Genomic DNA, 17,146 nt, shown 5'->3' with positions numbered 1-17,146 from the left:
CGCGTGGTAATGCCGCCAGGGACGCTCCGCGTCCCACAAGCGAACGCAGAGCGTCCAAGAGGCATTCCCACGCGGAGCGTGGGAGCGATCAAACAATGTGGCGGTAGGTAGAGCCGGTGTGTTGGTTGGGTAAGCGAGCCGTGTCGTGAAAGACTTTTTCCCGCAGCGTTCCCTGCGCATATTCCGTCTTGTACGAGCCCCGTCGTTGTAGCTCCGGTATCACCAGCTCAATGAAATCCACATAGCTCTCCGGCGTCACAATGCGCGTCAGGTTGAAACCATCCAGCCCGGTTTCGCTGATCCAGGATTCCAGCTCATCGGCCACCTGTTCAGGCGAGCCCACCAGGGTGATATAGCGCCCGCCCAAGGCGTGCTGGTCGAGCAATTTGCGCCGGGTCCAGTCGTTGTTCTGCAGGTTCTGGGTGGCCGACTGGATCGCGTTGCTTTTGACGTACTGGATCGGTTCGTCCAACGCGTACTGGGCAAAATCAATCCCGGTCGAGGCCGAGAAGTGCGCCACGCCGGCTTCCGCGCTGGCGTAGCTGAGGTACTCGGCGTGCTTGTTCCAGGCCAACGCTTCAGTGGCGCCCACAATGACGTTCAGGCCCATGAACACCTTGATGTCGTCCGGGTTGCGCCCAGCCTCCACTGCGCTGGCGCGCACCTTGTCCACCTGGCGCTTGGTCGCGGCCTTGTTCTGCCCGCTGATAAACACGCACTCGGCATGCCGCCCGGCGAACAGCAAGCCGCGCTCGGAACTGCCGGCCTGGAACAGCACCGGCGTGCGCTGCGGCGAGGGCTCGCACAGGTGGTAACCCTCCACCTGATAGAACTCGCCGTGGTGCTCTACCTTGTGCACCTTGCCCGGTTGCGCATACACCCGCGCTTGGCGATCGTTGCGCACCGCGTCGTCTTCCCAGCTGCCTTCCCAGAGCTTGTACAACACCTGCAGGTATTCATCGGCCTGGTCGTAGCGCCGGTCATGCTCGACCTGTTCGGTAAGGCCCATGGCCTTGGCGGCGCTGTCGAGGTAGCCGGTGACAATGTTCCAGCCCACACGGCCACGGCTCAGGTGATCCAGCGTCGACATGCGCCGGGCGAACAGGTACGGCGGCTCATAGGTGAGGTTGGCGGTAAGGCCGAAGCCAAGGTGCTGGGTGACGGCGGCCATGGCCGACACCAGCAGCAACGGGTCGTTGACCGGTAACTGGATCGACTCCTGGAGCGGCACGTCGATGGAGTCCTGATACACGTCATACACGCCGACGATATCAGCGATGAACAAACCGTCGAACAACCCGCGCTCCAGGATCTTCGCCAGTTCAGTCCAGTATTCGAGGGTCTTGTACTCGGTCGAGTTGTCCCGTGGATGAGTCCACAAACCGTGATTGATGTGCCCGATGCAGTTCATGTTGAAAGCATTGAGCAGGATCTTTTTTTTGCTCATCAGATGGTCCCCCGCAGCGGCGGGTTTTCATCGTTGAGGTAGTAGTTGCCAACCGCATGGTATTTCCAGCGCACCGGGTCGTGCAGGGTGTGCACCCGGGCGTTGCGCCAGTGGCGGTCCAGGCCGTGTTCGGCCAGGGTCGCCTGGCTGCCAGCCAGTTCGAACAGGGTGCTGCCGGCCGCCAGGGAGATCTCGGTGCTCAGAGCGCGTACTTCGGCAACGGCGATGGAGGCTGCGGCGACGGTCTGGGCATTGCTGTCGGCCTGGGCGCGGTCGAGGAATTCACCCGAGCGTTCCAGCAAGGCTTCGGCGGCGTGCAGCCGGCTGCTCAGGTGGCCGAAGCTCTTGAGTGTCAGCGGGTCTTCGGTGGCCTTGTCGTTGCCGGCGTCGATCCATGGGCGGGTCTTGGTGCGCACAAAATGCAAGGCGTCCTCAAAGGCCGCGCGGGCGATGCCGGTGTCGATGGCTGCGTGGAGGATCTGCGCCAGCGGGCCGACGGTGGTCGGGCGTTCGAAAGCGCTCTGGAACGGCACCACGTCTTGCGCCGCGACCCACACGTTGTCGAACACTACCGAGCCGCTGCCGGTAGTGCGCTGGCCGAAGCCGCTCCAGTCGTCGATCACCGTCAGTCCCTCGCTGTCACGCGGTACGAAGGCCAGTTGCTGCACGCCATTTGCATCCACCACCGAAGTGGGGATGCGCTGGGCGTAGATCGCGCCGGTGGCGTAGAACTTGCGCCCGTTGATGCGAAAACCGTTGCCGTCGCGGGTGAGGCTGGTAATGCGGTCGTGGGCGGTCTTGGTGCCCAGCTCCGCCAAGGCGTTGCCAAAGCGTTGGCCGGCCAACACCTCGGCGTACAGGCGTTGCTTCTGTTCGGGGCTGCCGTTCACGCGCAGTACTTCGAGGGCATAGAAATGGTTTTGCGGAATCTGGCCCAACGAGCCATCGGCCTGGGCGATCAGTGCGATGACCTTGGCCAGGGTGACGTTGGATACGCCCGCGCCACCGTAGGCCTTGGGCACGCTGATGCCCCACAGGCCAGAGCGGGAAAACACGTCCAGTTCGGGCAATGGCAGGCGGCGTTCGCGGTCGCGTTGGGCGCTGTCGCGGCGCAAGTCTTCAGCAAGATCGCTGGCGACAATAAGCGCTTGTTCGTCGCTGGTGATGACCGCGACGGGGTGAGAAAGGGTCATGAGTTTCTCCAGAAGCTCGTGGAAAAGTGTTCTGGTTGGTTAAATCCAGGAATGACGAGCCGGCAAGGTGCCGTTGAGCCGATAGGCGCCGATGGCGTGGTACTTCCAGCGCACCGGGTCGTGCAGGGTGTGAACCCGGGCGTTGCGCCAGTGACGGTCAAGGTTGAATTCGGCCAGGGTGGCGCGGCTGCCCGCCAGTTCGAAGAGCTTCTCGGTGACTTGTAACGCCACTTCGGTGGTCAGCACCTTGGCTTCGGCCACGGCAATCGAGGCGTGGGCGGCGGACTGCGCGGTGATCGGCGCGGCGCTGACCTGGTCGAGCACCTGGCCGGCCTTGCGCAGCAGGGCTTCGGCGGCGTGCAGTTCGATCTTCAACTTGCCGATATCGGCGATTACATACAGGTCGTCGCTGGCTCGCTCGACCTTGGCGTCGATCCACGGGCGCGAACGCTCACGCACGAAGGCGATAGCATCGTCGAGGGCGCCACGGGCGATGCCGGCGTCGATAGCGGCCTGGATCAGTTGCGACACGGCCCCCTGGATATTCGGGCTTTCGCCCAGGCGCCAGTTGTCGATGACCAGTTCCGGCTCCACCGCCACGCGGTCAAGCAAAACGGTGCCGCTGGCGGTGGTGCGTTGGCCAAAGCCCGACCAGTCATCGACGATGCGCAGCCCTTCGCTGCCGCGACGCACAAAGGCCATGACCTGCTTGCCGTCATCGTTCAATGCCTTTATCGCGACCCAGTGAGCAAACAGTGCGCCGGTGGAGTAGAACTTCTGGCCGCTGACCACGTACCCATCACCTTCGGCCGTAATGCGTGCCTTGAGCTCCAGGGTATTTTTGGTGCCGCGTTCCGGGCCGCCGTTGCCGATGCGCCAGCCGTCGAGCACGCTCTGGAACAGCTGCTTTTTCTGACGCTCGGTCGCGGTTCCCTGCAATACGTGCAAGATGCCGAAATGGTTCTGCGGGATCTGCCCGAGTGCCGGGTCGGCTGCGCTGATGATCGCGAAGACTTCGGCCAGGGTCACAAACGACACCTGTGGGCCGCCGTATTCACGGGGAATGGAAATACTGCCCAAGCCGCTGCGGGTGAACTGTTCGAGCTGCGCCCAGGGCAGTTTGCGTTGCTGGTCGCGCTGGGCGGCGTGCAGGCGTGCAGCCTGGGCCAGCTCGTGGGCGGCGCTCAGCGCCTGGGCGTCGTTGCGCAGCACCGTGGCGGGCAACAGCAGGGGGGCTACGTCCAGATCGCTCTGGGGGGATGTTAGAGCCAAGTTAGACATCAGCGCCGCTCCTTGGCTGCACGCAATGCCCTGGCGTTGCGCACCGGGGTAATTCTGACCATACCGACCTCGCATTCAATGAAATAAACAGAAAAATCAGGAATGTCCGGTGGTCCGGTGCATATACCCTAAGCGTGTTAATTATTTAAATAAACTAACTTTTAGGAATATGCATAGAAGGGCTGTCACCCCGGTTCACAGGGTGAACCGAAGCGACGCGGTTGATAGCCTGGCGCGGGCGAGGCTGGGCGGGGCGGTGTGCAGGCGGCGATGCGCAGCGTGCGGGCGGGCGCCCAGCGGGAGTTGTTACCCACGCGATCGAGAATGCAGTAGGTGACCTCCAACCGGCAGTCGTCGCCGGCTTCGACAATCACGTGGGGCGGCACCCACACCTGCACCGCCAGGCCGACGCCCTGGGCCTGAATGCGAGGCAGGTCCAGGCGTACATCGCCCCAGCGCAAGGTGATGGCATCGCCCGTGCTCATGTTCAGGTAGGGCTCGATGGTCAGCGGAATACCGCGCCTTACCTGGCTGCTGTTGACGCCATGGCGGCGGATCGTCTCGGGCAGGTTCACGGGCGCCAGGTTCTGATTTTCATCGCCGCCTTCAGGGTTCAGGCGCGGCGAAGGCTGACCGCCCGGATAGCTGGTCTTGACCCGCACCAGGGTCACCGCAGAGCGCATCGGACCATGGCCGATCTGCAAGACCTGGTAATGGACGCGTGCCGGTCCGTCCTGCACAAAGCTCTGCGGTACGCACAGGTGGGTGCACGTGCCGATCCTGCACGCCGTCACCTTGCGCGAGGCGGCGAAGCAATTGTTCCAGAAGAGTTCGATCAGGTCGCCTTCTTCCATGCTCGGGTAGGGTGAAATGTCGACCTGCAAGTGGGCGGAGGCCAGGGCGCTGATGCCGTTTCCAATAGCCTGGGGAAGCCTTGGGGCACTGAGCGTGGCCGGGATTTGAGTGTGTGTCATAAGTAATCTCCTTGATGCAGCCAGCAGCAATCGTTCCGAAACCTCGACGCACAGGCGCAAGGGGGGTCGAAAGGCACGATTCAGTCAGTAGCCGGGATAGGATCCAATCCTCAAGGCGCTAGATAAGAGGGTTGGCCGAGGAGCGTCAATGGAGGCAAAGGGCTAAACGGCGGGTTTGGCGAGATTCAGACGGGTCTGACGGGGAGGGGGATTTCAAGAGGCAGGCTGCGGGGTCTTTTACGGGTTGGAATGGCGACTCCCTGTAGGGCCTGGCTTATGTGGGAGCTGGCTTGCCTGCGATAGCATCTCCCCATTTTGACTGCTACACCGAGGCGCTTGCATCGCAGGCAAGCCAGCTCCCACACAGAACGTCAGTGGGCGCGGAATTTGCTCAGGAACTGCTTGGTACGTTCTTCCCTGGGGTTGGCAAACAGCGCCTTGGCTTCGCCCTGTTCGACGATCACGCCCTTGTCGAAGAAGATCACCCGGTTGGCCACATCACGGGCAAAGCTCATCTCGTGGGTGACGATGACCATGGTGCGGTTTTCTTCGGCCAGGCTGCGAATGGTCGCCAGGACTTCGCCCACCAGTTCCGGGTCGAGGGCCGAGGTGGGTTCGTCGAACAGGATCACCTCCGGCTCCATGGCCAATGCGCGGGCAATCGCCACACGCTGTTGCTGGCCGCCGGACAGGCGCCGCGGGTAAGAAGCTTCCTTGCCCGCCAGGCCGACCCTTGCCAACAGCTTGCGCCCCAGTTCGGCCGCCGCTTCCCGTGGCATCTTCTTGACCACGATGGGGCCTTCGATGACGTTTTCCAGCGCGGTGCGGTGGGGAAACAGGTTGAAGTTCTGGAACACAAAGCCCACATGCTGGCGCAGGCGCCGCACCAGGCCCTGTTGCTGGTTGAGCGGCCTGCTGCTGTCGATCTCGATGTCACCCACCTTGATACGGCCGCTGGTGGGTTCTTCGAGGAAGTTCAGGCAGCGCAGGAAGGTGGTCTTGCCGGAACCGCTGGGGCCGATGATGGCGACCACTTCGCCTTCCTTGACCTCCAGGTCGATGCCGTTGAGCACCACCTGACCATTGAATTGTTTGGTCAGTTTTTCAACCACGATCATGCTTCAAGACTCCAGGTCATGCCGGTTGACCCGGTCTTCCAGACGATTTTGCAGATGCGCCAGGATGCTCGCCAGGATCCAGTAGATCAGGGCCGCGGACAGATACATGGTGAAAATTTCGAAGGTACGTGCCGACACCAGTTGGGCCTGGCGGAACAGCTCCGGCACTTGGATGGTGGCGGCCAGCGCCGTGTCTTTGACCAGCGAAATAAAACTGTTGCCCAAAGGTGGCAACGCCGTGCGCATCGCCTGGGGCAGGATGGCCCGGCGCAACGTCTGCGCACGGGTCATGCCGATACTGGCAGCGGCTTCCCACTGGCCACGCTCGATGGAGGCGATGGCGGCCCGCAGGATTTCACACGCATAGGCAGCCATGTTCAGCGAAAAGCCGATCATGGCGGCCGGGATCGGGTCCAGCTCGATGCCCACTTGCGGCAAGCCGTAGTAGATCAGGAACAGTTGCACCAGTAACGGCGTGCCGCGAAAGAACGACACGTAGACCCGGGCGGTCCAGCTCAAGAGCTTGAAGCGCGAGAGGCGCATCAAGGCCAGGCCGAAGCCCAGCAGCAGGCCGAAAAACATCCCGCCCAGGCTGAGGATTACCGTGTAGTACGCGCCCTTGAGCAGAAAGGGCGCGGAGTCCAGCGCGAGTTGGAAACCTGCTTCCATTATTGCGTGACGTCAGCGTTGAAGTACTTCTCGGACAGCGTCTTCAAGGTGCCGTCGGCGCGCAGCTTGTCCAGAGCCTTGTTCACCGCATCGAGCAGCTCGGGCTCACCTTTGCGCAGGGCGATACCGGATTCCTGGCGGGAGAAGGCGTCGCCGGCAGCGGCGGTGTCGGGGGCTTTCTTGGCGTATTCCAGGGCGGCGAGGCGGTCGATCAGGATAGCGTCGATACGGCCGATGCGCAGGTCCTGGAACTTGGTCGGGTCGTCGTTGTAGGTCTTGATAATGGCTTTTGGTTGGTTGTCCTTGAGCCATTGTTCGTAGTTGGTGCCCAGGCCCACACCGACTTTCTTACCGGCCAGGTCGTCGGCTTTCTTGATCGAGTCGACGTTCTTTTTCAACACCAGCGCCTGGATGCCGGACACGGTGTAAGGCTTGGAGAAGTCGTACTTTTTCTTGCGCTCTTCGGAGATGGTCACCTGGTTGACCACGGCGTCCAGGCGCTTGGATTCCAGCGCGGCGAGGATGCCGTCCCAAGGGGTGGCTTGCAGCTTGACCTTGACACCCAGCTCCTTGGCCAGCGCCTCGGACAGTTCCACTTCGAAACCGCTGAGCTTGCCGCTTTCATCGACAAAGCTGAACGGTGGGTAGGTGCCTTCCAGGCCGATCTTGATCTCGCCGGCCTTCTTGATGGTGTTCAATTGCTCGCCGGCAACCGCCTGGCCCAGCCAGCCAGCGCCAAGCGCGAGGCCCAAAGTGCCAACCAACAGCGTGCGACGAAATGCAGAAATAGTCATGGAAAGCCCCTGTGTTTTTATGGTGAGCGAAGCAGGTGACGCGGTAGTCGTATCCTGCCCTAAAGCGCGAAGCGCGTCTTCGCCTTCGGCGCGATGATAAGGTGGGTTTTTAAGTCTTGAAAATAATAAAAATACAATTTCATATTCTTTTTAGAAATATGTACAGCCTGGGTGGGAGCTGGCTTGCCTGCGATTGCAGTGTGTCAGTGCCAAGTTTCTGGCTGACCCACCGCAACCGCAGGCAAGCCAGCTCCCACATCGACAGTATTCAATCAGTTGAATACTGAGTCATAGGCAAACAATGCCGGCGCGCCACCGGTATGCAGGAAAATGATAGGCCCCTCTTCAAAGCGCTGGCGCCCGATGCCGTCCAGCAAACCGGCCATGGCCTTGCCGGTATACACCGGGTCCAGCAACAGACCTTCCTGGCTGGCCAAAAGTTTGATCGCCGAGAGGGTGCCAGCGTTTGGCTCGCCATACCGCGGCCCGAAATACTCGTCCCACAGGGTAACCTTGAAGGCGTCGGGCATAGCCACACCGAGCAACTCGGCGGTGCGTTCGGCCAGGCCCTGCACTTTCGGGAATTGCGCTTGCTCGGTGCGCGACACCGTGATGCCGATCACCGGCAACTGCGGCAGTGCTTCGCTCAAGGCCAGGGCCAGGCCGCTGTGGGTACCCGCACTGCCAGAGGCGAGCACCACGGCGGCGAATTGAATGCCGCTGTCTTCAATCTGCGCGGCCAACTCCAGCCCGGCGCGCACGTAGCCCAGCGCGCCGAGTGCATTGGAACCGCCGATAGGCACCAGGTACGGCTTCTTGCCGTTACTGCGCAGGCGGTCGGCGAGGGCGTTGAGTTGGTCGTCGGCGTTGTCGAGGTTTTCCACCAACTCCACTTTGGCGTCGAACAGCTCCAGCAGCAGGCGATTGCCGTTGCCCAGGTAGTTGGGGTCGTCGGTGCCGGTAGGGTTTTCCAGCAGGGCAACACAGCCCAGGCCAAGCCTGGCGGCGAGCGCGGCGGTCTGGCGAACATGGTTGGACTGGATCGCGCCGGCGGTGACCAGGGTGTCGGCGCCCTGGGCGATGGCGTCGGCGGCCAGGTATTCGAGTTTGCGCAGCTTGTTGCCGCCCATGGCCAGCGGCGTGGTGTCATCGCGTTTGACGTAGATGTCCCTGCCCAGCCAAGCCGACAGCCGCTCGAGTTTTTCCAGGGCCGTGGCACTGCCCAGTAGTTCCAGACGGTTAAAACGGTCGAGCTGTTGTTTGATCATGGTTACGCACGGTGGCTGATTGATTGGGGGACTATAGGCAGGCACTTTTCATCGGGCAACCGTCAATCGCTTATGACGAAATGTTCTTATGCTCACACCATTGGTTCTTAAGAGCTGCCTGGGTGCATACCGTAAAGTGATGGCCATTTCGTCAGGAGTGAATACCGTGAGTGAGCGTTCCAGTCATTGGCAATTGCAGACCATCGTCAGCCAACTGCGCGGCGCCCGCGACCAGTGGCGAACGCGCAATGGGCGTTTGAGTGGCGAGCATGGTGGCCGCGAGTTGCCGTCCCGCGAGGCGGTGGCACAGATTCTTGAGGCCTTGTGCGGCGCCCTGTTTCCGATGCGCCTGGGCCCGGCGGACCTGCGCGAAGAAAGCGAAGACTTCTACGTGGGCCACACCCTCGACGTCGCGCTCAACGCCTTGCTCGCCCAGGCGCGCCTGGAGTTACGCTATGCCGCGCGCCAGAGCGGTGAGGACGACAGCGAAGTCAACGCCCACGCCATTCGCCTGATCCAGGATTTCGCCCTGGCGTTGCCATCCTTGCGCAGCCTGCTGGACACCGACGTACTGGCCGCCTACCACGGCGACCCGGCCGCACGCAGTGTGGATGAGGTGCTGTTGTGCTACCCGGGCATCCTGGCGGTGATCCACCATCGCCTGGCCCACCACCTGTACCGCGCCGGCCTGCCGCTGTTGGCGCGGATCAGTGCGGAAATCGCCCACTCGGCCACCGGCATTGATATCCACCCCGGCGCACAGATCGGCCCGAGTTTCTTTATCGACCACGGCACAGGCGTGGTGATTGGCGAGACCGCGATCATCGGCGAGCGCGTGCGCATCTACCAGGCCGTGACATTGGGCGCCAAACGCTTTCCGGCGGATGAAGATGGGCAATTGCAGAAAGGCCACCCGCGTCACCCTATTGTTGAAGATGATGTGGTGATTTACGCCGGGGCGACGATCCTGGGGCGGATCACCATTGGCCAGGGTTCGACCATCGGCGGCAATGTGTGGCTGACCCGCAGCGTGCCGGCCGGGGCGAATATCACCCAGGCGAACTTGCAGCATGATGATGGGGCGCAGAAGTAATACCTGAGCCAAACGCCGGTCAGTGTGGGAGCTGGCTTGCCTGCGATAGCGGTGTATCAGTCAACAGATGGGTTGCTGACCCAGCGCTATCGCAGGCAAGCCAGCTCCCACATTTCGTATGTATTTCACCGGCGGGTTGCTGAACGATTCGTCTCCTCCACGCGTCATACCAATCCCTGAGCTAGTGTAGGAAACACCTACCACTCAGCCCCGAGATTAGTCCCAGACCGCCTATTCATGTTTAACTTGAACGTTCGTTCAAGTTAAACCGGTGGTTCGCTGCCCGCTCACAACAGGAGGCTTACCTTTGCTGAGTCCGTTTTTTACAGCCATATCCCGCAACCTTGAGGTGCATCGTTCATGAGTGCATCGTCCACCCCTTCCAGCGGCATGGTGCGCATGAATGCGCCCGTTTTCTATTTTGCCGCCACCGTCATCCTGCTGTTTGGCATCACGGTCATCGCTATCCCGCAACAGGCCGGTGCCTGGCTGCTGGCGGCGCAAAACTGGGCGGCCAACACAGTCGGCTGGTACTACATGCTGGCGATGACGCTGTATCTGGTCTTCGTGGTGGTCACCGCGCTATCGGGCTACGGCAAGATAAAACTCGGTGCCGACCACGACGAGCCCGAATTCAGTTACCTGTCCTGGGCCGGCATGTTGTTCGCCGCCGGGATCAGCATCACGCTGTTTTTCTTCTGCGTCTCGGAGCCGCTGACCCATCTGGTGCAACCGCCCCAGGGCGAAGCAATGAACGCCGATGCGGCGCGCCAGGCCATGCAGGTGTTGTTCCTGCACTGGGGCCTGCATGGCTGGGGCGTGTTCGCGTTTGTCGGCATGGCCCTGGCCTATTTCGCCTACCGGCATAACCTGCCGCTGGCATTGCGCTCGGCGCTGTACCCGCTGATCGGCAAGCGCATCAATGGCCCTATCGGTTATGCGGTGGATGGCTTTGGCATCATTGCCACGGTGTTCGGCCTGGGCGCCGACATGGGCTTTGGCGTACTGCACCTCAACTCTGGCCTGGACTACCTGTTTGGCATTGCCCATACCCAGTGGATCCAGGTGGGCCTGATCACTCTGATGATGGGCGCGGCGATCATCGTGGCCGTGGCCGGCGTCGACAAAGGCGTGCGGGTGATGTCCGACATCAACATGCTGCTGGCCTGTGCGCTGCTGCTGTTCGTGTTGTTCGCCGGGCCTACCCAGCACCTGCTCAACACCCTGATCCAGAACATCGGTGACTATTTGGGCGCGTTGCCCACCAAGAGTTTTGATGTGTACGCCTACAACGAGCCGAGCGACTGGCTGGGCGGCTGGACGGTGTTCTACTGGGCCTGGTGGATCGCATGGTCGCCGTTCGTGGGCCTGTTTATCGCGCGCATTTCCCGTGGTCGTACCATCCGCGAATTCGTGTTTGGCGTGCTGCTGATTCCGCTGGGCTTCACCCTGGCGTGGATGTCGATTTTCGGTAACAGCGCCATCGACCAGGTGCTCAACCATGGCATGGCTGCACTGGGCCAGTCGGCGATCGATGACCCATCGATGAGCCTCTACCTGCTGCTGGAAACCTACCCGTGGAGCAAGACGGTGATCGCGGTCACGGTGTTCATCAGCTTTGTATTCTTCGTGACCTCGGCTGACTCCGGCACTGTGGTGCTCTCCACCCTCTCGTCCAAAGGCGGCAACGCGGATGAAGACGGGCCGAAGTGGCTGCGTGTGTTCTGGGGCGCGATGACCGCCCTGGTCACCAGTGCGTTGCTGTTCGCTGGCAGTATCGACTCGCTCAAGTCTGCGGTGGTACTGACCTCGCTGCCGTTCTCGCTGATCCTGCTGCTGATGATGTGGGGGCTGCACAAGGCGTTCTACCTGGAGTCGCAAAAGCAGATTGCGCAGTTGCATTCCCTGGCGCCGATATCGGCTTCACGCAAAGGTCGAGGCGGCTGGCGCCAGCGCTTGAGCCAGGCGGTGCATTTTCCGTCGCGTGACGAGGTGTACCGTTTCCTCGACACCACGGTGCGCCCCGCGATTGAAGAAGTGACCGCCGTGTTTGTCGAGAAGGGCCTTACGGTGGTGACCCAGCCCGACCCGTCCAACGACAGTGTCAGCCTCGAAATTGGCCATGGCGAAGAACGTCCGTTCATCTACCAGGTGCAGATGCGTGGCTACTTCACGCCGTCGTTCGCCTTGGGCGGCATCGGCAAGAAAGAGATCAACAACCGCCGCTACTATCGGGCCGAAGTGCACTTGAGTGAGGGCAGCCAGGACTATGACCTGGTGGGCTACACCAAGGAGCAGATCATCAATGACATCCTCGACCAGTACGAGCGCCATCTGCAGTTCTTGCACATGGTGCGCTGATAGCGTTCCTCTCAAGTAGGTCTTTGCTGTAAAAGGAAGAGGCAGACTTAAGCGATTCAGCTGCTTAAAAGGCCCGGGAATATGTCTATTCCCGGGCCTTATTTGCCCTAGATCAAGAGAGGATTCGATGACGTACATTGCTGCCGAAAACCGCTATGAATCTATTCCTTATCGCCGCGTAGGCCGCAGTGGATTGGTGCTACCAGCCCTGTCCCTGGGGTTGTGGCACAAATTTGGCGACAGCACCCCGATCGACACCCAGCGCGCTCTGCTGCGCACGGCGTTCGACCTGGGCATCAACCACTTCGACCTGGCCAACAACTACGGCCCGCCTTACGGCAGCGCCGAGATCAATTTCGGTCGGTTGCTGCGTGAAGACTTCAAGCACTACCGCGACGAATTGATCATTTCCAGCAAAGCCGGTTGGGACATGTGGCCCGGTCCTTACGGCCAGGGTGGCGGTTCGCGTAAATACGTGTTGGCCAGCCTGGACCAGAGCCTGCAACGCCTGGGCGTCGATTATGTGGATATCTTCTATTCGCACCGTTTCGACCCCGACACGCCGCTGGAAGAGACCGCCAGCGCCCTTGCCACCGCCGTGCAGCAAGGCAAGGCGTTGTACATCGGTATCTCGTCTTACTCCGGAGTAAAAACCCGCGAAATGGCGGCGCTGCTCAAAGAGTGGAAAGTGCCGCTGTTGATCCATCAGCCGGCCTATAACCTGCTCAACCGTTGGGTGGAAAAAGACCTGCTGGAGACCACTGAAGAACTCGGCGCCGGGGTGATCGCTTTCACGCCGCTGGCCCAGGGTTTGTTGACCGATAAATACCTCAACGGCGTACCGGCCGATGCGCGGGTGAACCGTCCGGGTGGTGGCTCGTTGCAGGCCCAGCACCTGTCCGAAGCCAACATCGCCCATGTACGCGGCCTGAATGAAATCGCCAAGCGCCGTGGCCAGAGCCTGGCCCAGTTGGCGTTGGCGTGGACATTACGTGATCCGCGGGTAACCAGTGCGCTGATCGGCGCAAGCCGGCCGGAGCAGATTATCGAGAACGTCGGGGCGTTGAAGAACTTGAGCTTCAGTGCGCAAGAACTGGCGGAGATTGATCGGTTTGCGCAGGAAGGTGGGATCAACCTGTGGGAAAAGCCATCTACCGCTGAATAACCTGCCGAACTCGGTAAATGTGGGAGCCGGGCTTGCCCGCGATAGCGGTTTTTCAGCCAATGGTGCAGTGGCTGAACCACCGCTATCGCAGGCAAGCCAGCTCCCACAGTTGATCATCGCTGGATTCTAAAACGGCACATCCCCAAGAATCGTCGCCCGGTGCATCATCCGCCGCTGCGGCCGGTAGTCATCCACGGCGTAATGCTGGGTGACGCGGTTATCCCAGAACGCCACATCATTCTCGTGCCAGCGCCAGCGAATGGTGAATTCCGGGCGGGTGGCGTGGGCGAACAGCAGCTTGAGAATGGCCTCGCTTTCGGCCGGTTCCAGTTCATTGATTCGGGTGGTGAATCCGTCGCTGACGAACAGCGATTTACGCCCACTCACCGGATGCGTGCGCACGACTGGGTGCGATAGCGGCGGGTTTTTCTTGCGGGTCGCTTCCCAGCGCGCAAGGTCTTCGGCGGTGTTGCCAAAGCGCTCCAGCGGGAACGACTTGGTGAAATCGTGTGTGGCGGTGAGGCCATCGAGCATGCGCTTTAACGGCTCGGACAATGCCTCATACGCCGCAATCCCACTGGCCCACAAGGTATCGCCGCCGAAGGCTGGCAGCAGCTTGGCGCTGAGCACAGCGCCCAGGGCCGGCGTGGGCAGGAAGGTCACGTCGGTATGCCACACCGCGTTATCACGCACATCCGTGACGGCGGTGTCGAGGATCAGCACTTCGGGCTGTTCCGGCACGTTGGGGTAGATCGGATGGATGTGCAGGTCGCCAAAGTTTGCCGCGAACCGTGCCTGTTGCGCAGGGGTGATCGGCTGGTCACGGAAGAACAGCACCGAATAGTCGAGCAACGCCTGTTCAATGGCGTCGCGCTGTTCAGGGTTCAGCGGCTGAGCGATGTCGACGCCACTGATCTGGGCGCCCAGGGCGGTGCTTAATGGGGTAACGGTCAGGCTGCTCATTGTGGATTCTTCACTCAGTGTGCCTGGCCATGCCAGGGCACTAATTTACGCTGCAGGGCGCGCAGGCCCATTTCCATGGCGAAGGCGATCAGGGCGATCACCAGGATGCCCAGCACCACCACATCGGTGACCAGAAACTGCGCCGCCGACTGCACCATGAACCCCAGGCCGCTGGTGGCGGCAATCAACTCGGCCGCCACCAAGGTCGACCAGCCCACGCCCAGGCCGATGCGCACACCTGTGAGGATATCGGGCAGGGCGCTGGGCAGGATCACATGGCGAATCAGTTGCGCGCGGGTAGCGCCCAACGACTGCGCCGCGCGCAATTTGGCCGGGTCGACGGTGCGCACCCCAGTGGCGGTGGCGATGGCAATCGGGGCGAAAATCGCCAGGTAAATCAGCAGCACCTTGGACAGCTCGCCAATGCCGCACCAGATCACGATCAGCGGCAGGTAGGCCAGCGGCGGAATTGGCCGGTAGAACTCGATCAGCGGATCGAAAACGCCTCGGGCAATGCGGTTGGCTCCGATGGCAATCCCCACCGGCACGGCGGTCAGTACTGCAAAGCCCAGGCCCAGGCCGATGCGACTGAGGCTCGCGCCCAGGTGCTGCCACAAAGTGGAATCCATGTAGCCGGTGGTCGCCAGCAGCCAGCCTTTTTGCAACACTGCCGATGGTGGCGGCAGGAACAGAGGTTCGATCAAACCGGTGGCGGTGACGGCCCACCAGAGGGCGAGCAAGGCCACCAGGGTCAGCACGCTGATCCAACGCGTGCTCAGGCTGCGGCGTACCGGAATAACGACAGGTGCCACCGCCTTGCTGGCCGTGGCGGGAAGTTCGTAGCTGCTCATGCGTACACCTGCCGTTGGGAGAACACTTTGCCCAGCACATGTTCACGGGTTTCGATAAAGCGCGGGTCGGACTTGATTGCGCGGGCTGATTCACCGGCGGCGTAACGTTGGCCGAAATCCAGCTGCAGGCGTTCGACGATCTGGCCGGGGTTGGGCGCCAGCAGGATCAGGTCCGTGGCCAGAAACACCGCCTCTTCAATGTCATGGGTAATCAGGAATACCGGCTTGGCCGTGCGCCGCCACACTTGCAGCAGCAACTCCTGCATTTGTTCGCGGGTAAAGGCATCCAGCGCGCCGAAGGGTTCGTCCATCAGCAATACACGAGGGTCGGCCGCCAAGGCGCGGGCCAGGCCGACGCGCTGTTTCTGGCCGCCCGAGAGCTGCCAGATGCGCCGGCTGTCGAAACCGGCCAGGTCCACCAGCGCGAGCATTTCGCGGGCGCGCACTTCGCGCTGCGCCTTGGGCACGCCGGCAAGTTCCAGGCCAAAGGCGACGTTGGCCAGCACGTCCTGCCAGGGCAGCAGGGCGTCGTCCTGGAACACCACGCCGCGCTCGGCGCTGGGGCCCTTGACCGGCACGCCATCGAGGGTGATACGCCCGGCAGACGGTTCGACAAAGCCGGCAATCAGGTTCAACAACGACGTCTTGCCACTACCGGACGGGCCCAGGGCGACCAGCAATTGCTGGGGCCCAAGCTCCAGTGAAATATCGGACAGTACCGGTTCCGGGGCGCCTGGGTACTGTGCGCTGATGCGCTCCAGTTGTAGCAAGGCCATCGCAGTGAACTCCTGGGTCAGTTGGTAATGAACTTGGCGCTGACATAAGGGGCGTAGTCGGGCAGCACGGCCTCGACCTTGCCTTGCTCCTTGAGGAACGCAGCGGTGTCGGTGACGGCCTTGGTGGTCGGTGCGCCCAGCAGCGTTACCTGGTCGGCGGCCAACGGGTAGACGTTGCCTTGCAGCAGCAACGGGATATCGCTGGCCTTGGCGCCGGAGAGTTTCACCAGTTTGTCGACGTTGCCGGAATCGGCGAGCCAGGCTTGTGGGTCTTTGCGGTAGGCGGCGTAGGCATCCAGAGTGACCTTGGCGAAGGCGGTGACGATCTCTGGGTGCTTCTCGGCGAAGTCTTTGCGCACGATCCAGGCATCGAACGTCGGCGCGCCGAACTTGGCCAGCTCCCCGGAGGTGATCAGCACCTTGCCGGTTTCCTTGGCCACGCCCAGGGCTGGGTCCCAGACATAGGTGGCGTCGATATCACCGCGCTTCCAGGCGGCAATGATGGCCGGCGGGGCGAGGTTGAGAATGGTGACTTTGGCCGGGTCGATGTTCCAGTGTTTAAGGGCGGCGAGCAGGCTGTAGTGGCCGGTGGAAACGAAGGGCACAGCGATTTTTTTGCCGACCAGGTCCTGCGGGCTGTTGATCCCCGAGCCGTTACGCGCCACCAGGGCTTCGGCGCCGCCGATCTGGGTGGCGACGAGGAAGGTTTGCACCGGGACTTTGCGGGTTATTGCTGCGGTCAGCGGGCTGGAACCGAGGTAGCCGATCTGCACGTCGCCCGAGGCGATGGCGGCGATGATGTCGGCGCCATTGTCGAATTTGCGCCAGTCGATCTTGGCGTTGGTGGCTTTTTCATAGGCGCCGTCGGCTTGGGCGACTTTGGCCGGGTCCACGGTGGTCTGGTACGCAATGGTCACATCCGCCGCCTGGGCAAACAGGCTGGCACCGGCCAGGGACAATGCGGCCAACAGGCGCAGAGGGATCAGCAGTTTCAAAGGGAAGCTCCTCAATCAGGCGGCCGAGGGTCGGCGTGAGAGGAGACTAAATGATCTAAGAACTCGAAAATAAATAACTTTTTCGAATTAGCTTATGAGGGTAAATGGCGAAGCCTGTTTTCAGGCTGGCAGAATAATGTGGGAGCTGGCTTGCCTGCGATAGCGGTGTATCAGCAACCCACCTGTTGACTGATACAC

At 61.6% G+C, this 17,146-nt stretch carries 15 protein-coding genes; 3 read left to right on the top strand and 12 right to left on the bottom strand.

The window, feature by feature from the left end:
• Window positions 1-88 precede the first annotated feature (88 nt).
• The 8 genes from AC07S6_RS24115 to AC07S6_RS24080 form a co-directional block, all read right to left on the bottom strand.
• Window positions 89-1,447, bottom strand: a complete 1,359-nt coding sequence (locus AC07S6_RS24115) for an LLM class flavin-dependent oxidoreductase (protein WP_495113196.1) — start codon at window positions 1,445-1,447, stop codon at window positions 89-91.
• Window positions 1,447-2,640 (bottom strand): SfnB family sulfur acquisition oxidoreductase, encoded by a 1,194-nt coding sequence (locus tag AC07S6_RS24110; RefSeq protein ID WP_197881533.1) that lies wholly within the window; start codon window positions 2,638-2,640, stop codon window positions 1,447-1,449. Before AC07S6_RS24110 ends, AC07S6_RS24115 begins: the two co-directional genes overlap by 1 nt.
• A 39-nt stretch (window positions 2,641-2,679) precedes the next feature.
• Window positions 2,680-3,921, bottom strand: a complete 1,242-nt coding sequence (locus AC07S6_RS24105; RefSeq protein WP_197881535.1) for an SfnB family sulfur acquisition oxidoreductase — start codon at window positions 3,919-3,921, stop codon at window positions 2,680-2,682.
• Between the two features lie 185 nt (window positions 3,922-4,106).
• On the bottom strand, window positions 4,107-4,895 hold the full coding sequence (locus tag AC07S6_RS24100; RefSeq protein ID WP_495113195.1) for a hypothetical protein: 789 nt from the start codon (window positions 4,893-4,895) through the stop codon (window positions 4,107-4,109).
• A 371-nt stretch (window positions 4,896-5,266) separates the two neighbouring features.
• The gene (tcyN, locus tag AC07S6_RS24095; protein WP_197881539.1) at window positions 5,267-6,013 is read right to left on the bottom strand and encodes an L-cystine ABC transporter ATP-binding protein TcyN; all 747 of its coding nucleotides are present in this window, start codon (window positions 6,011-6,013) and stop codon (window positions 5,267-5,269) included.
• A gap of 3 nt (window positions 6,014-6,016) precedes the next feature.
• A complete protein-coding gene (gene tcyL / locus AC07S6_RS24090) occupies window positions 6,017-6,682 on the bottom strand; it encodes a cystine ABC transporter permease (RefSeq protein ID WP_003187646.1) in 666 nt (221 codons plus the stop codon).
• Window positions 6,682-7,476 carry a cystine ABC transporter substrate-binding protein gene (tcyJ, locus tag AC07S6_RS24085; protein ID WP_014716462.1) on the bottom strand — a complete coding sequence of 265 codons (795 nt, stop codon included), beginning with the start codon at window positions 7,474-7,476 and terminating at the stop codon, window positions 6,682-6,684. The genes tcyL and tcyJ overlap by 1 nt, the downstream gene beginning before the upstream one ends.
• Before the next feature lie 272 nt (window positions 7,477-7,748).
• On the bottom strand, window positions 7,749-8,744 hold the full coding sequence (locus AC07S6_RS24080) for a D-cysteine desulfhydrase (RefSeq protein WP_197881541.1): 996 nt from the start codon (window positions 8,742-8,744) through the stop codon (window positions 7,749-7,751).
• A 166-nt stretch (window positions 8,745-8,910) separates the two neighbouring features.
• On the opposite strand from AC07S6_RS24080, the gene epsC reads away from it, so the two are divergent.
• The 3 genes from epsC (at window position 8,911) to mgrA (ending at window position 13,363) form a co-directional block, all read left to right on the top strand.
• A complete protein-coding gene (gene epsC / locus AC07S6_RS24075; protein WP_014716464.1) occupies window positions 8,911-9,837 on the top strand; it encodes a serine O-acetyltransferase EpsC in 927 nt (308 codons plus the stop codon).
• Between the two features lie 399 nt (window positions 9,838-10,236).
• Window positions 10,237-12,198, top strand: coding sequence for a choline transporter BetT (betT, locus tag AC07S6_RS24070; protein ID WP_169856569.1), 1,962 nt, complete (start codon window positions 10,237-10,239; stop codon window positions 12,196-12,198).
• A gap of 127 nt (window positions 12,199-12,325) precedes the next feature.
• Window positions 12,326-13,363, top strand: coding sequence for an L-glyceraldehyde 3-phosphate reductase (mgrA, locus tag AC07S6_RS24065; protein ID WP_495113194.1), 1,038 nt, complete (start codon window positions 12,326-12,328; stop codon window positions 13,361-13,363).
• 126 nt (window positions 13,364-13,489) lie between these two features.
• Here mgrA and tauD read toward each other — a convergent pair whose 3' ends face one another.
• Genes tauD through tauA form a run of 4 tightly spaced genes read right to left on the bottom strand, consistent with a single transcriptional unit; the run spans window position 13,490 to window position 16,948 of the window.
• Window positions 13,490-14,326 carry a taurine dioxygenase gene (gene tauD / locus AC07S6_RS24060; RefSeq protein WP_495113193.1) on the bottom strand — a complete coding sequence of 279 codons (837 nt, stop codon included), beginning with the start codon at window positions 14,324-14,326 and terminating at the stop codon, window positions 13,490-13,492.
• A 14-nt stretch (window positions 14,327-14,340) separates the two neighbouring features.
• Complete coding sequence (tauC, locus tag AC07S6_RS24055) at window positions 14,341-15,177, bottom strand: taurine ABC transporter permease TauC (protein ID WP_038448492.1); 837 nt, start codon at window positions 15,175-15,177, stop codon at window positions 14,341-14,343.
• A complete protein-coding gene (gene tauB / locus AC07S6_RS24050; RefSeq protein ID WP_014716468.1) occupies window positions 15,174-15,953 on the bottom strand; it encodes a taurine ABC transporter ATP-binding subunit in 780 nt (259 codons plus the stop codon). The genes tauC and tauB overlap by 4 nt, the downstream gene beginning before the upstream one ends.
• 17 nt (window positions 15,954-15,970) lie before the next feature.
• A complete protein-coding gene (gene tauA, locus AC07S6_RS24045) occupies window positions 15,971-16,948 on the bottom strand; it encodes a taurine ABC transporter substrate-binding protein (RefSeq protein WP_495113192.1) in 978 nt (325 codons plus the stop codon).
• Window positions 16,949-17,146: the final 198 nt, after the last annotated feature.

The organism is Pseudomonas sp. GW821-FHT07B01 (genome assembly GCF_059419065.1).
The sequence above is the reverse complement of the archived record's forward strand: the minus strand, read 5'-3'. Positions and strand labels throughout refer to the sequence as shown.